This window comes from Ruficoccus amylovorans, assembly GCF_014230085.1.
Classification (GTDB): domain Bacteria; phylum Verrucomicrobiota; class Verrucomicrobiia; order Opitutales; family Cerasicoccaceae; genus Ruficoccus; species Ruficoccus amylovorans.
The window spans coordinates 1-12884 of sequence record NZ_JACHVB010000012.1 but is presented as its reverse complement, the minus strand read 5'-3'; the positions used below and the strand labels follow the sequence as shown (position 1 = coordinate 12884).

The following is a 12884-nucleotide window of genomic DNA, read 5'->3' as shown; positions in this document are numbered from 1 at the left end:
AGGACGAACGCTCTTCACATCTTGAGCGCAGACTTGGTCGCTTCCTGCCGTCCAAGCCGGACGCGGGCCTGCTCCTTACGATCATCGGGCACGCGGGCAATGCGCTTCTCGATATCTTGGGCAATCTCCGGGTTCTCCTTCAGGAATTTCCCGACAGCCTCGCTTTCCTTCAGCCTCAGACGCTGGCTAGCGTCAGACTTGAGGGCTTCCCGCAACACGGCCCGACGAACCAACTGGTCCTTCGTCTCCGTCTTGAGGTAGGCCACGCGTTCGGGGTTTTCTTTCATGTAGCGATCGATGATCGCGTCGATTTCCGGGTTGCGCTTCGGCCCGTTCGACTTGCGGGCTTCGGCGAGTTTCTTTTCCACGCTTTCTTTTAATGACATTGGATTTCTTTCTCAAAAACCCCGCGCTTGCTTAACCTGCCTGCGGGGCCGCTATCAGTCAGCTTCGGGCAGGTCTGGCCGGATGCCAGAAGTGTATGATTCAGGTATGCATCGAAAGGGTCATGGGCGTTCGAGCTCGGAGAGGCGCTTCGACAATTCGTCCAGTTGCTTGTCGCGCTCATCAAGCTGCGTCTGCAAAACATCGTTCTGCTCAATCAGGGTCGCGATGAGCGTGTTAGCCTGGGCGATCTTGTTCTCCAACTCGCCGGAAAGAAGCCCCACCTGCTGCGCCGGGTCGACCACGGCCACGACCGGCCCCAGCGGAACCGCCGTGGGAGCGCTCGGGGAAAGGTTCCAGCGGGCAGGCTGCTCCACCCGCGCAATGCGATGGGCATCGTGCCGTACGCCGGAGTCCTGCGGGTCCACATACGGCCCGAGGTAGTAGGCGTGCACGGATTCGGGGGTGCGAATCTTCCCCATGCTATAGGGATCCAGCTCCGTCCCCGACACCTGCACGGGCATGGAGGGCGGCGGTTCTTCCACCGGCTCGCTGGCACACCCGGCCAGCAACCCGGAAGCGGCCAGTACCCCACTCCAGCGAGACAGACGTTTACGCAAGTCAGTTTGTTTTCGAATTCCAGATGTCATGATTGCTGATGTTTCCGCGCGAGCCTTCCGCCGCGTCGATGGTCTGCGTGACGTAAACATAAAACTGCGTCCCTGCCGGAACCCGGATGTAGAAGCCGTCGCGTTCGATGGCCGCCTGAATCTGCTCGGCGTATTTTTCGAGGACGGCGGTCGTCCCATCCAGCGCGGCATTGCCAACGGAGCTTTCGGCAATCTGCACCGCTGATCCCGTGTCCGTAATGAAGTCGTCGTACTGCTTGAAGCCCTGGGTGGCGGCGGCAAGGAACGTGGCCGCGAATAGCTTGATCTCATTCCAGTCGTCACTCTTGATAAGGTAGCCCTTGAGTCCGGCTGAGCCGTCCTGCAAGCCCCACAAGCCGGTGTTGAAATTATACTCGCGATCGAGCGCAATTCCCTGAAGGGTCAACTCGGTTCCGTTCAAGGCTTCGTGCGTGCGCCAGACAAAATTCCAGGTGCCCGTGGCGGAAATGCGGTCGCGGGTGTTCCCCTCACTGGCCCGTCCATGCACCTCCGCCCCAGCAGGGATGATGACCTTTCCGGCATGAACCACGTCCTCGGTGACAAGGCCGATAATGGGCGTGTCCATCGAACTGCTCTCCACTGTGATGATCAGTTCACAGGGAATGAGCCGCCCGAAAGGGGCGTAATCCGGTGAAACCACCTCTTCTTGATCTGAAACCGCGCCGGTAAAGAGATTTAGCGGCAGTCCGCCTTTGGCCTTAGTCTTCTCCTCATTCAGGCGGGCCTGCTGGGGCCGCGACAGCGGCGACTCCGGTTCTTCCGGACTCTCAGCGTTTTCTGCGGTAAGCTCCTCCTCATTGGTAGTCACGACCGCACCGGGCATTTTAAAGCGCGGAATGTCGCGTTTGTACACGTCGGGCTTATAGTCGTATGCCTCCTCGGGCGTAGTGAAGTCTGCCTCCCCCTTGTCCATCGTATGCAACACGACGAGCCCGCCGATGCCGCCGATGAACAGCACGGCGGCCACGACATTGCCCAAGGGCGAATTGAGAAACTTGATCATGGTGCGTTTAAGGAATGAAGAGCTTGGCCGGGTAGGTGATCCGAGTGACGATGACCTGAAAGGGGTTGTGAACGCTGAGGTGAGCGGCTTCCCCGTTGGGTTTGCCGGTGATGGCCAGGTAAGCCACGCTGTCGGACTGGGCCGGGATGATACCGGAAGCGTCCGCGATGGATGGATAATAGAGGTTCTGGCCGATGCGGATAGCTAGCATCTGCGGCTGATAATAGATGTCCTCTTCCGAGGTGTTGTGTAACGAAATCCTGAATACGAGGGTGTCATAGCGGACAAACCGCATGACCTCCTCAATGGTCGCCGTGTAATCGCGGTACTCGGTCGTGAGCCCTTCGGGAACACGGTAATCAACCTCCTCATCTAACATCCCCGGATAGGCCCGCTGGACCAGCGGATAGCTCTTGGCCCGGTCGAGCAAATCCAGCAGGACGTTCGGCGTGGTCCGGCGAATGGTAATCGCCCCCGGCCCCAAGGCGGCACTGTCCGCCATCAGTTCATCGGACTGCATAAGCCGCACCGTGCGGTACGGCACGACGTCCTCGTGGTGATAGAAATTAAAAGCGTAGGTCTGCCCCTGATAAACCACATTGAGCGCTCCTCGCGCATTGGGCTGCATGGCCCGTACGGAAAAGAAAGACTGTCCGGCCACGTAGCTTAAGAGCACGGGTGGGTTGTCCTTGGGAACGCTGCCCACATTGGCCCCGTCGATGGACTGGAGCGGCCCCGGAAAGGTAACTGTGGTCGGCGTGTTGCCGATGGGGATGTTGTAAACCGTCTGCGGGCTCAAGGCATACTCCTTGATGACCTCGCGGTTATAGCGGTCCTCCTCCGCATGGCAAAGAGGAGGCAACAAGAAATACAGGATGACAATGCGGTTCAGCTTCATCGGACTACAACAGTATTTTTTCCTCAAAGGACATCACGGCCAGCGGGTAGCGTTTGTTTTCAAGCATATTGGGATTGCGATACATCACGAGAGTGAGCGTGAACTGCGGGTCTTCCACGAAGGTTTTTCCCTCGAAGCTGCCGGTGCGGATCAACTGCCCTTTTACTTGGGTGAACACCTGATCGCCCCGCGTTTGCAGCACTTTGATTTCAAAGACCTCTACCTTTTGGTGGATGGCCTTTTCGCGCAGTTCCTTTTCGGCTCGCGCATGTAACTGCCGGGCTTTTTTAAGCGGGTCATTCAGAAACAGCTTGTCCAAAAGCTCGGGCATATCGAAACCGTTCGGGTTCTGCGAAAAGAGCGCGTAGGTTGCCCACAGGGCCAACTCCTCGTGCAGGTGAGTAGCCTCTTCAAAATCGAGCGTGGGGGCGATGGAATACGTTCCCGCCCCATCCATGATAACCACGCGCTCGCGGGTGCGGTAGGCATTGATGATGAAGAAGGGCTGAATCACCACCCACCCCAACAGCATGAGCGCGATCAAAAACCACAGCCGCGCCGCCCAGGCATTATCCGTGAACAATTTCAACGGATGGAAGGCGTTGCGGGCGCGAAGCTGCTTGCCATGCGCCCGCGCCTTGGCGGGATCAACGGAGGAACGCTCCGGCATCTCGTGTTCGTCGTGACTCATATCTGCGTATGCGGTTTGGGTGGTGACGCCTGCGCGTAAAGCTTCGCGGCCAGTTGGCTGCCGGAGGGATCATGGGGATTGACGGGCAACAGCGGATTATCCATCGCCGGTACGGCAGCTTGCGGTGCACCAGAAGGAACGGGAACCGATGACGAGACAGGTGGCCTCAGTCCAGGGTCGCTCTGGGGAGCACTCACCGGAGTGGCTTGAGTGGGCTTGACGGCGGAGGGGGATAGCGTGACACCGGGCGAAGAACTTCCCCGAGAAGTCGCCACAGCAGCGGTCCGCAGGGCCGATCCCGCGAGGGCCTGCAAACCAGTACCACTGGCGAAGATCATAAACATGATCGTTGGTGTGGCCAGCGTACCGATGACGAGGATCAGCGCAGCGATCAGCCCCATGATAAGCGAGCCGAAGCTCATCATGTAGAGCGCGGCGCCCGTGTCATTCCCGGAAAAGGTGGAGGCATCAGCAAAATCTTCCACAAGTCCCATCGCCGCGAGATTGGTGATGGCAAAGCCTATGGGCCACGCCATCACCGCCAGCATATTGGCGATGAGCTTCACGCCAATATTGGCCAGCGAAGGAAACATGAACAGTGCTAGCCCAATTGGGAGGAAGAGGAATCCGAGCCACTTAAGCACATACTGAAGGATGTAGAAGGGCACCTGAAAGAGCGCCGCCACGGTAATGCCCAGTTTGGAAATCCCGTAAACGATGCTCAGATAGACGGAGTTCACGATCCTCTCGACGCCCCACCCTTCGGCCTCGGGATCCTCGTCGATGGTTTTGATCAGAGCATCCGTAACAGCATAGGGCTCACTTCCAAAGTCGGTATTGATGACGTCGGCGGCATCATACATCCCCTGATCAATCGCGTTAAACCAGTAGCGGCCTGTGGCCATCAGCGCGACAAGGAAGAAACCGATAAAAACGGCCTTCGTCATGGCCACCATGTCGCCACCGGTATCCGAGATGCGCATGATCCGAACGATCAGCCCTGCTACGAGAATGAAATAGGCAACAAAAAGGAGCGTACCCTGAAGCTCAAGAATTGAGCTTTCAAAGTTTTCCATCGTAATGGGACCAATCAGGTTCATGGCAGCGTGTCAGCTTAGCAGGTTATTCCTCGGAAGGATTCGCTTTCGGGTCTGAGTGGAAACCCTTCAGGTAATCCATGGTCGACTCCCCCGGCGTCTTGCCCTCGCCGTCTTCAAAAACAAAGTTCACTCCGTTGTATTTCTTCATCTGGGCGAGAATGAATTGCTTTCGCATGGATTGCAGTTCGGACACACGTTGGTGCGTACTTCGACGCAGATCGCCGAAGGCACGACGCTCCTCGTCGGTCATACTTTGGCGCTCCTGAATGTAGCGTGAGCGCTCTTTCATGTAAGCAGCCGACAAGGCCTCGATTTTTTCGATGTACGGGTCCTCGATGACCACATCGTCGCCCTTTTCCACGATGATGCGAATGGTTCGGACCGGTTTGGCGTCCTCGTGCACGGTGATAGTGGTTTCATTGGGCGCGTCCGAACAGACGCACAGGGCGAGCACGGCCAGAAGGAGCGGCAAATAGATCAGTTTCATAGTGGTGGATGTTCTAGGGATTCGTGTTGGTCAGAGTTTTCAGGTAATCCGAGAGCGAGCGGTAGGCAGCGTGCTGATCCTTCAACTGGGCCTGCACGGAAACCGCATTGGCCTTAGCTTCCTGGTTTTCATTCAGAGCTTTCAAGGCGGCATATTGCTGGTACTGCTTCTCGCGTTCGGAAATGAGTAATGCGATCTGCCCGTTCTGCGCGTTAACGATGGCCGAGAGTTTTTGGACCTCCGCATCGGTGGTGGCGTTTTTCAACTCTTCCAGCGTGAGAGTCTGGTTCTCCTGCAACTCCTTTAAGCGGGCGTCGATCTCATCGGAGGCTGTCACATAGTTGGTGTATTGATCGTCCACGACAGCATAGGGCTTCAACGTGTCGTCTTTGACCGTGACGGACTCGCCGGTCACGGTTTCCGTTCTCACCTGCACATAAAGCCCTCCGTGTGTTTCATTCAGGCTCTCGGTTCCGCTGGCCTCGTCGATGATCGTCGTCCACGGGATGCCGTGGTTGAGATCGTCCATGAAATCCTCCACGCCGAGCACATCGAGCGAAGGCAAAAGAACCGTCCCCGGATTGCCCGTCCATTCCTTGATTGTGGTCTGCACGTCCAGTTGCTCCGTCATGGTTTCGATCTGTTGCGTCAACTGCTCGTATTGCTGTTGCCACTCTTGCAGGACCTCGGCGTGCTCGGCGGCGTCCTGCAACGTCGCCGCGATGGTCTGGGCGGTGTGTCCGGGGTCGGAAACGATCCACTGCGCCTGCACGCCAGGCGCAAGCAGTAGGCAGATTAAAATGAATGATGCTTTCATGGCTTACTTGGCTTTGAGGTAAATGACGCGCTCCTCTTGGATGACCCCGTTTATTTCCTGCGCGGGGAGGACGACGGGCACGAATGTGCCCGGGTTCTCGGATTCGCTAAATTCGTCTTCCTTCTGGCGGTTCTGGATGATCCAATACTGCTGCTTGACGCTCTGGTTGAGGGCGGCCTCGTAGCCATCTCGGTAAGCAATACGCTCGTTTTCCTTGGCCATCGCATTAGCCCCTAACGCGGCGACAGCTCCCATTGCGGCCCCGCCCGTTGTCCAAGCCGCATCCCCATCGGACGCCTGATTGGCGATGACTGCGCCCAAGGCGCTACCGCCGACTACGGTGGCACTCTTACCGACTTCATTGCTGGCGCAACCGGAGAACAGTCCCGTCACCATGAGCAAGAGAATGGTTCGTGCGTATGACTCGCGTGTAATCATGAAACGGAAACCTCCGGTTGTGCCGCCGCCGTAGCAACGGACTGGTAATAGGTCTGCGCCTGAATGTTGAGCGCGGTCCCGCACACGGGCGGACGCGCCCCCGGCGCATAATAGCAGATGGACGAAAACTTGTGCCCCTCGGCCTGCTGCTCAACAAGCGGGTAATCCATGATCGCCTCCTGCACTGCTTGCGGCAGTCCGGTGTCACGGGCGATTTCCTGGATGTCGGCCTTGTCGAGCTGGCGCATCAAAAGATGCTGCTTGGAGTTGCCCATGACCACGGCGCGAATCCGCGAACTTTTGAAGCGCTCGTATTGCTGGACGATAGAGCAGGTCCAGCATGAGAATTTGCGGAGCTGCGCATAGGCTTCAGAGACAATTTTCTCTCCGCCGGGCACATCGAGGAAACGGGAGACTTCCTCAAAGATCATCCGCTTGCGCAGTTTGCGCGGCAGCGAAATGATGTGCTGACGGGCGAAAGATGTAATGAGCAGTCCCGCCGCTGTGCGCAGTTCAACCGCTTCATCGCCCAGTTGCCCCAACTCGAAGTGGGCGATCTGGCTGCGCAGGTTGATGTTGGTCGTCCCGTCGAAAAGCTTCCCGTAGCTGCCAGTGCCCGTCCATGCCGCCATCAGCGTGGCCAGTTCATCCATCTCGGCCTTCGGGTGATACGAGCTGCGCCCGAAGCGCATCAGTTCGATTAGTTGAGAATGAACCGGGTAGTCCTCCGGCTTGAAGTATGCGAAAGCCGTATCTTTCACGTAGTCGCTGGTGTCCGCATGTTTGGCGAACTGCACAATCCGCTCGCTTGGGATAGTGTCGTAGAACTCCAACGCCTCGTCATCTTCGGCCTTGAGCAGCTCACGAAAGAGACTAAACGCTTCCACGAAGCTGGTTTTCGTTTTGATCTTTTCCTGTTTCCACAGGTAGGTGGCGCAAGCCATCTTGCGGACCTCGGGCATTTGCTCGCGGTGCCGCTTGCTCCACGACTCGAACTGATCCCGGTAAAGCAGGTCGATGTAGTGGCCGATCTGAGCCTGCCGCACCTGCTGGCGCTCCTGCGAATCGGACACGCCGATCATGCGGGAGATCAGCGCCACCCCGGAGGAAACCTGCTGACGGGTCAGGGGCATCCCCACCGTGTCGAGGTAGTTAATGACCAGATCGCTGTCCGGCTCAATGATGATGGGCGTCCCGCCCAGCGATGTCGTGAAATTCTGATACGAGAGCCCCTCCTCAATGATGACCGTATAGGCGAAGCGGTGCGCGGTCTGCGTGAGCAAATCCTCCATGAAGACCGACTTGCCCGCGCCGCTGATCCCGAAGAGCACCGTATGCTGCGGCGTGCCGCCGATGAAGGTATTGATCCCGACAATGTTGTGCTGGTTGCCGTCGTAGATGGCTTCGGCCTCTTCGAGATAACCGGTAAACGTAGCCGAAAACGGCAACAGGTCGGCAAGATAACCGTCCTCAGCGTATTCGTCACGGTGGGTGTAGCTGGAGCCCGTCCAGCCCGGCCATGAGGCGAAGAACAGCTTCCGGCTGGAGGCAAACAAGGTGTTCTGGTAAATCTCGGCTCCATTCATCTGGCTGATCGCCTGTTTTAATTCGGCGGTCTTGGCCCGTAGGGTGTCGAGATCACGTGCCCACGTGCGGATGATATAGGTCACGGCAAAAGGCTTGGTATAGCCCTGCGCCAGTGCATCAATGGTTGTCTCCTTCTTCGCAATCGCGGTGGCGTCCGACTGCCGCCCTTTGTGGCGGTGTTCATTCTTCAAGCGATCGGCCTCTTTTTCCTCCTTGCGGATAACCTGCTTCACATTGAGCGGTTTCAGGTTGACCGTTATCTGGTAGTCGAGTGACGGGAGGCTCGTCAGGTGATGGATGATGCCCGGATACGTTTCGCTCGGCCAGCGCTGCACGGTAAAAACCGAATGATAGTATCCGTCGAATTCCAGCGCGGCCTTGTCGGCGGGCCGGATGTCGCAGTGCAGGCAGTTTTCCTGAATGGTGTATCGCTCGTCAAAAGTGCGGGCATAATCGTAGTCGATGTTTTCCAAAAGCGACGGATTGAGGAAACGCTTGCAGGTGGCGTAGTGCGCCACATCGTCCATCGGCGTGACGGTCGTATCTGATCCGAGCACGCTTTGGATGTGGTGTTCGCGCTCCTGAAAATGAATCCGCAGGCTGTCGAGCTGCGCTTCGTAGAAGGTCCGCAAACCGGACTTGGTTTTCAGGTTGCCCGAATACTTTTCCATCCGCGTGCACAGGAACACAATCAGGTACTCGCGCCGGAGCTTGCGTTCCAGCATCCGTTGCCAGTAGCGGGAAAAGCGCTCGTTGCGGACCGCCTTCACGTAGTCGTCCCGGCAGTGCTGCTGGGTATCCTGATAGTAACGCGTCAGTGCCTTGCGGTAATCATTGCCGCAGGTCCACTGCACCTGCATGGACTCGGTCGGTCCGAGCGAACTGAGTAACTGCCGAATCTTGCGCTTGTATTCATTGCGAACGCCCACGCTGGCCCCGCGCAAATCCGGTGTCTCCACCGTGAAACCTTTCGCCACGTGGCAACCACTCTCCAGCGAACCGAAGATCAGCATGCCGTCCGCGAACCAACCGTTGGGTGCTCCGCTACTCATGGCAATCCTCCCTGTGGTGGCGCGGGTTGAGGGGCTGGACGGCTTTGACATAGGAAAAGCCTGCCGAGGTGACGTTGCTGAACCAGTCCCGGTCATAGCCACGGGGCTTGTTGTGCCGCAGTAAGAGGACATACAAGGTCGGCAGGATCAGGACCGGCAGGCCCGCCCCGAGCGAGAGCAACAGGGGCAGACCAAGCACCATAAAGCAGAGCATGACGGTGGCCAGCGCGGCCACCACACCGATCACCGGATAGAGGAAAAGGTTGCCCGAGAGACCAAAGGCCTGGCCCTTGGCGTCGGTCGCCGCATGGGTGCGGGTACGCTCCAGCTGTTCCATCACCTTATGGAGTCTGAAATGAACGATCGTGTTGCTTGCGAGGCCCTAGAATGAGGGCTCAATCGCCGCGTCCCCAAGGCCCGCCAACACGAAAAATGAGGACATGATCAAACCCGCTCCTGCGATGATGATCCCACCAAAGATTGAGGAATAGCCCTCGGAATCCCCATCGGCGATTTTACGGGCACCGCGCCAGATCAGGAAGACCCCGTAAACGAATCCGAAGAAGAAGATAACCCCCAACGCAACCGAGAACATATCCTTCAAATCGGTAAGCGTAGTTTGTGCGAGAACGAGTGGCGTGTTCAGGATATTCATTTCACATTTTGTTAGAATTAGTCGTTTATCGTTCGTTAAATTCAAACGCAAAAATCAAACAATCCACCTCCGCGTTTGACGATTAAACATAAACAACTATTACCAACCAAAGTCAACGTGCACCAGAGCCACAATTCCCTATTTACTATTTTTTAAAATCACTAACAATAACAACCCTACAATTAGTCACCATGGACAGTAATTATATTGAGAAAATAGCCCACCTAGAAGAGCACCTCACCTCACAGATAATAGGACAAGATAAAGCCATCAAAAAAGCCTGCTCGGTCCTGCAAAGAGGAGCATTAAAATTATCGCATCCGGACCGCCCGCTGGGCTCATTTTTGTTCGTCGGCCCGACCGGCGTCGGCAAGACCGAACTGACCAAGTGCTTCACGAAATATCTCTTCCCCGGAGAGCACCGCTTGATCCGTTTTGACATGTCCGAATACCAAAACAAAGAGCAACTCGAAGTGCTCCTGGGAGACGGCACGAACGCTCAAGGTCAGATGGGCCGATTGTTCGACTTGAACCGGGATGGACAGGGGAATCTTCGAGGTGGAACGATTCTTTTCGACGAGATCGAAAAAGCCCATCCCGACCTGCTCTTGATCCTACTTCAGGTCCTGGAAGACGGGCGCTTAACCTTGCGGGATGGAACCACCTTGAATCTGAGGGATTTCTTCGTCGTTTTGACCTCCAACATCGGCGCTTCCGAGGCCATGGAAATGCGCAAATCTACCCCCGAAACCATCGAGCGCGTCGTCTTCTCGCTGGTCCGGGAAAAGCTCCGCCGCGAACTCGTCGGACGCATCACCGAAATGATTATGTTCGAGCGCTTGGAGTATGATGTTCAGGTCAAAATCGCCCGCCTCATGATGGAACGCGAAGTCGAACGGTTAAGCGGGCAATTGGGAATGACCATTACCTTCGATGAGGATGTGTTGGAATTTATACTAATCGAAGGCTTTGACTCTCGATTCGGAGCCCGTCCGCTCCGCCGGTGTATCGAACGATTAATTGGAAACATGCTGATCAAAAAGATCATGAAAATAAAGCCACCCTCGGGCACGCTCATGATGGACGAGCAAAAAGGAGCGCTTCATTTGCGGGCACATGGCGTCCGTTGAGAGCCCACTCCTAGCGGTTTTTCCGGTACACATGCAAGTGCATCACCGACAGGATCTTGTTTCTGACAGCTTTCAAGGTGTACGGGAAATTCTGACTCTTCACTCTCTCTTCCCTGTGAATGCCCGGTCCGCATCACCCAACGTTTGCGACGGCCTTCCACGAATACATGACGACGTATACGTTCCCATTGTTCCATCTCTTAGTCGGGCACCTGATACTGGCTGCGGAGCCGTTGCAGTTCTTCTTTCAGACGGGCGATTTGATCGGCGCAGGCGGCCTCGCCGTAGCGATTGTGCATTTCGGAGGGGTCCGTTTCCAAGTCGTAGAACTCCCATTCGTCGCCATCGGGCATACCGGGGCCGTAGAAATGGATCAGCTTGTAGCGTTTGTCGGCCACGCCCTCGTGGCGGCGAACGCTGTGGGGGCCGGGATACTCGTAATAATGGTAATAGAGGGAATCGCGCCAGTCCTGCGGCGTCTTCCCCTCCAGCAGAGGCACAAGGCTGACGCCCTGCATGTCGGCCGGGGTCGGCAGACCGGCCATGCCCAGAAAGGTCGGCGCGAAGTCGATGTTCTGCACGAGATCCTCGTTGATGCTGCCCGGCTGGACTACGCCCGGCCAGCGCACGACCAGCGGCGTGCGGAACGATTCCTCGTACATGAAGCGCTTGTCGAACTGGCGTGACCTCCTAGAATCGTACCATTGCGTTTGAGACCCTGGCGGGTAGAACCCGACCAGAAGTATGAAACGAAAGAGATACACCGAAGAGCAAATCGTGGCGCTCCTGCGCGAGGCAGACGAAGGCCGCAGCGTGGACGATGTTTGCCGCGAGCACAATGTGAGCAAAGCGAGCTTCCATCGTTGGAAGAGCAAGTACGGACAGATGGAGCTGCGCGATGTGAAGCGTCTGAAGGAGCTTGAGCGCGAGAACGCCGAGCTGAAGAAACTGGTGGCCGACCAGCTTTTGAACATCAAAGTACTGGAGCAGGTAAACGCAAAAAAATGGTAAGCCCGGGGCACAAGCGCGAAGCGGTGCGCGAGGTGGCCGAGTCGGGAACGTGCTCGTTACGGGCCGCCTGTCGGTATCTTCGTCTGCACTGGTCGAGCTTCTGCTACCGGGCTAAAACCGCCACCGACAAGATGGTTCGCCTCGTGCGTGCGATCATCGCGGTGAGCCGGACCAACCCGCGCTACGGTTATCGTCGCGTACGAGCGCTGCTGGCCAACGAAGGCTGGCAGGTCAGCCGCAAGCTGGTACAAAAGGTACGCCGGGCTGAAGGGCTGGGCGTGAAGCCGCCGCGCCCCCGGCAACGGCGTCAGGGCAAGTCCACCGGCAAGATCCCGACCGCGGCGACGCATCCGCGGCACGTGTGGAGTTGGGACTTCGTGGCGGATCGCACCGACAATGGAGCGCCTCTGCGGGTGCTCAGTCTGATCGACGAGTTTACCCGCCAGTGCATCAGCCTGACGGTGGCTCGCGGGCTGAAGTCAGCCGACATCGTCGCGGCCTTGGACAAAGCCATCGCCAAGCACGGTGCTCCCGAGCACATCCGTTCCGACAACGGGCCGGAGTTTATCGCTACGGCGACCAAGGACTACCTGGAATCCAAACGCATCAAAACCCTCTACATCGAGCCGGGCTCGCCCTGGCAAAACCCTCACGTGGAGAGCTTCCACAACCGCCTGCAGGACGAGTGCCTCAAGCAGGAGTGGTTCCTCTCCCTGACCGAAGCGCGCGTCGTCATCGAAAACTGGCGACGCAAATACAACAGCCAGCATCCGCACAGCCGTTTGGGCTTTATATCCCCCGACGCCTTTGCCAAACTCTGGCATCAAACCAAGGCAGTGCTTGGCTCCGTTCGCCCTACGGGCTCACTGCACCAAGCACTCCCGCAAACCATAACCCAACCAACATAATCCTACCCAGCCAGCGTCTCATCGCTCTGGTACGAAAAGTGGGGGCCGACCA

Annotated in this window: 16 protein-coding genes; 3 read left to right on the top strand and 13 right to left on the bottom strand. The window is 57.2% G+C overall.

What is annotated here, in order from left to right; genetic code table 11:
• Nucleotides 1–14 precede the first annotated feature (14 nt).
• From H5P28_RS01150 to H5P28_RS01095, 12 genes are all read right to left on the bottom strand, one after another.
• Complete coding sequence (locus H5P28_RS01150; RefSeq protein ID WP_185673870.1) at nucleotides 15–386, bottom strand: hypothetical protein; 372 nt, start codon at nucleotides 384–386, stop codon at nucleotides 15–17.
• Nucleotides 387–506: 120 nt separating this feature from the next.
• Complete coding sequence (locus H5P28_RS01145) at nucleotides 507–1004, bottom strand: hypothetical protein (RefSeq protein WP_185673869.1); 498 nt, start codon at nucleotides 1002–1004, stop codon at nucleotides 507–509.
• A 1-nt stretch (nucleotide 1005) separates the two neighbouring features.
• On the bottom strand, nucleotides 1006–2058 hold the full coding sequence (locus H5P28_RS01140) for a TrbI/VirB10 family protein (protein ID WP_185673868.1): 1053 nt from the start codon (nucleotides 2056–2058) through the stop codon (nucleotides 1006–1008).
• 7 nt (nucleotides 2059–2065) lie between these two features.
• Complete coding sequence (locus H5P28_RS01135; RefSeq protein WP_185673867.1) at nucleotides 2066–2956, bottom strand: hypothetical protein; 891 nt, start codon at nucleotides 2954–2956, stop codon at nucleotides 2066–2068.
• A 4-nt stretch (nucleotides 2957–2960) separates the two neighbouring features.
• Entirely contained in the window at nucleotides 2961–3647 is a 687-nt protein-coding gene (locus tag H5P28_RS01130) for a hypothetical protein (RefSeq protein WP_185673866.1), read from the bottom strand.
• On the bottom strand, nucleotides 3644–4747 hold the full coding sequence (locus tag H5P28_RS01125) for a hypothetical protein (RefSeq protein WP_185673865.1): 1104 nt from the start codon (nucleotides 4745–4747) through the stop codon (nucleotides 3644–3646). The genes H5P28_RS01130 and H5P28_RS01125 overlap by 4 nt, the downstream gene beginning before the upstream one ends.
• Before the next feature lie 22 nt (nucleotides 4748–4769).
• A complete protein-coding gene (locus H5P28_RS01120; RefSeq protein WP_185673864.1) occupies nucleotides 4770–5234 on the bottom strand; it encodes a hypothetical protein in 465 nt (154 codons plus the stop codon).
• A 13-nt stretch (nucleotides 5235–5247) separates the two neighbouring features.
• Nucleotides 5248–6051 (bottom strand): TrbJ/VirB5 family protein, encoded by an 804-nt coding sequence (locus tag H5P28_RS01115; RefSeq protein WP_185673863.1) that lies wholly within the window; start codon nucleotides 6049–6051, stop codon nucleotides 5248–5250.
• A 3-nt stretch (nucleotides 6052–6054) separates the two neighbouring features.
• Nucleotides 6055–6447 (bottom strand): hypothetical protein, encoded by a 393-nt coding sequence (locus H5P28_RS01110; protein ID WP_185673862.1) that lies wholly within the window; start codon nucleotides 6445–6447, stop codon nucleotides 6055–6057.
• Between the two features lie 38 nt (nucleotides 6448–6485).
• Nucleotides 6486–9128, bottom strand: coding sequence for a VirB4 family type IV secretion system protein (locus tag H5P28_RS01105; protein ID WP_185673861.1), 2643 nt, complete (start codon nucleotides 9126–9128; stop codon nucleotides 6486–6488).
• Nucleotides 9121–9465: a hypothetical protein gene (locus H5P28_RS01100; protein ID WP_185673860.1), complete on the bottom strand. Its 345-nt coding sequence runs from the start codon at nucleotides 9463–9465 to the stop codon at nucleotides 9121–9123. Before H5P28_RS01100 ends, H5P28_RS01105 begins: the two co-directional genes overlap by 8 nt.
• Before the next feature lie 45 nt (nucleotides 9466–9510).
• On the bottom strand, nucleotides 9511–9783 hold the full coding sequence (locus tag H5P28_RS01095; RefSeq protein WP_185673859.1) for a hypothetical protein: 273 nt from the start codon (nucleotides 9781–9783) through the stop codon (nucleotides 9511–9513).
• A 191-nt stretch (nucleotides 9784–9974) separates the two neighbouring features.
• Between H5P28_RS01095 and H5P28_RS01090 the strand changes: the two genes are divergently transcribed.
• Nucleotides 9975–10913: an AAA family ATPase gene (locus tag H5P28_RS01090; protein ID WP_185673858.1), complete on the top strand. Its 939-nt coding sequence runs from the start codon at nucleotides 9975–9977 to the stop codon at nucleotides 10911–10913.
• Nucleotides 10914–11113: 200 nt separating this feature from the next.
• On the opposite strand, the gene H5P28_RS01085 is transcribed toward H5P28_RS01090, so the two are convergent.
• Complete coding sequence (locus tag H5P28_RS01085; RefSeq protein ID WP_425504428.1) at nucleotides 11114–11677, bottom strand: sulfatase/phosphatase domain-containing protein; 564 nt, start codon at nucleotides 11675–11677, stop codon at nucleotides 11114–11116.
• Here H5P28_RS01085 and H5P28_RS01080 point away from each other — a divergent pair.
• Together H5P28_RS01080 and H5P28_RS01075 are read left to right on the top strand one after the other, a co-directional pair.
• Complete coding sequence (locus H5P28_RS01080; RefSeq protein ID WP_185673679.1) at nucleotides 11658–11924, top strand: transposase; 267 nt, start codon at nucleotides 11658–11660, stop codon at nucleotides 11922–11924. The genes H5P28_RS01085 and H5P28_RS01080 overlap by 20 nt on opposite strands.
• Nucleotides 11918–12832 (top strand): IS3 family transposase, encoded by a 915-nt coding sequence (locus H5P28_RS01075; RefSeq protein WP_185673678.1) that lies wholly within the window; start codon nucleotides 11918–11920, stop codon nucleotides 12830–12832. The genes H5P28_RS01080 and H5P28_RS01075 overlap by 7 nt, the downstream gene beginning before the upstream one ends.
• The last annotated feature ends 52 nt before the right edge of the window (nucleotides 12833–12884 follow it).

Bases quoted from the DNA above. Each gene is read 5' to 3' on its own strand.
- H5P28_RS01090 (WP_185673858.1), top strand. From the start codon at position 9,975: ATGGACAGTAATTATATTGAGAAAATAGCCCACCTAGAAGAGCACCTC.
- H5P28_RS01120 (WP_185673864.1), bottom strand. From the start codon at position 5,234: ATGAAACTGATCTATTTGCCGCTCCTTCTGGCCGTGCTCGCCCTGTGC.
- H5P28_RS01135 (WP_185673867.1), bottom strand. From the start codon at position 2,956: ATGAAGCTGAACCGCATTGTCATCCTGTATTTCTTGTTGCCTCCTCTT.
- H5P28_RS01125 (WP_185673865.1), bottom strand. From the start codon at position 4,747: ATGAACCTGATTGGTCCCATTACGATGGAAAACTTTGAAAGCTCAATT.
- H5P28_RS01080 (WP_185673679.1), top strand. From the start codon at position 11,658: ATGAAACGAAAGAGATACACCGAAGAGCAAATCGTGGCGCTCCTGCGC.
- H5P28_RS01110 (WP_185673862.1), bottom strand. From the start codon at position 6,447: ATGGTGACGGGACTGTTCTCCGGTTGCGCCAGCAATGAAGTCGGTAAG.
- H5P28_RS01100 (WP_185673860.1), bottom strand. From the start codon at position 9,465: ATGGAACAGCTGGAGCGTACCCGCACCCATGCGGCGACCGACGCCAAG.
- H5P28_RS01150 (WP_185673870.1), bottom strand. From the start codon at position 386: ATGTCATTAAAAGAAAGCGTGGAAAAGAAACTCGCCGAAGCCCGCAAG.
- H5P28_RS01095 (WP_185673859.1), bottom strand. From the start codon at position 9,783: ATGAATATCCTGAACACGCCACTCGTTCTCGCACAAACTACGCTTACC.
- H5P28_RS01075 (WP_185673678.1), top strand. From the start codon at position 11,918: ATGGTAAGCCCGGGGCACAAGCGCGAAGCGGTGCGCGAGGTGGCCGAG.
- H5P28_RS01140 (WP_185673868.1), bottom strand. From the start codon at position 2,058: ATGATCAAGTTTCTCAATTCGCCCTTGGGCAATGTCGTGGCCGCCGTG.
- H5P28_RS01115 (WP_185673863.1), bottom strand. From the start codon at position 6,051: ATGAAAGCATCATTCATTTTAATCTGCCTACTGCTTGCGCCTGGCGTG.
- H5P28_RS01105 (WP_185673861.1), bottom strand. From the start codon at position 9,128: ATGAGTAGCGGAGCACCCAACGGTTGGTTCGCGGACGGCATGCTGATC.
- H5P28_RS01130 (WP_185673866.1), bottom strand. From the start codon at position 3,647: ATGAGTCACGACGAACACGAGATGCCGGAGCGTTCCTCCGTTGATCCC.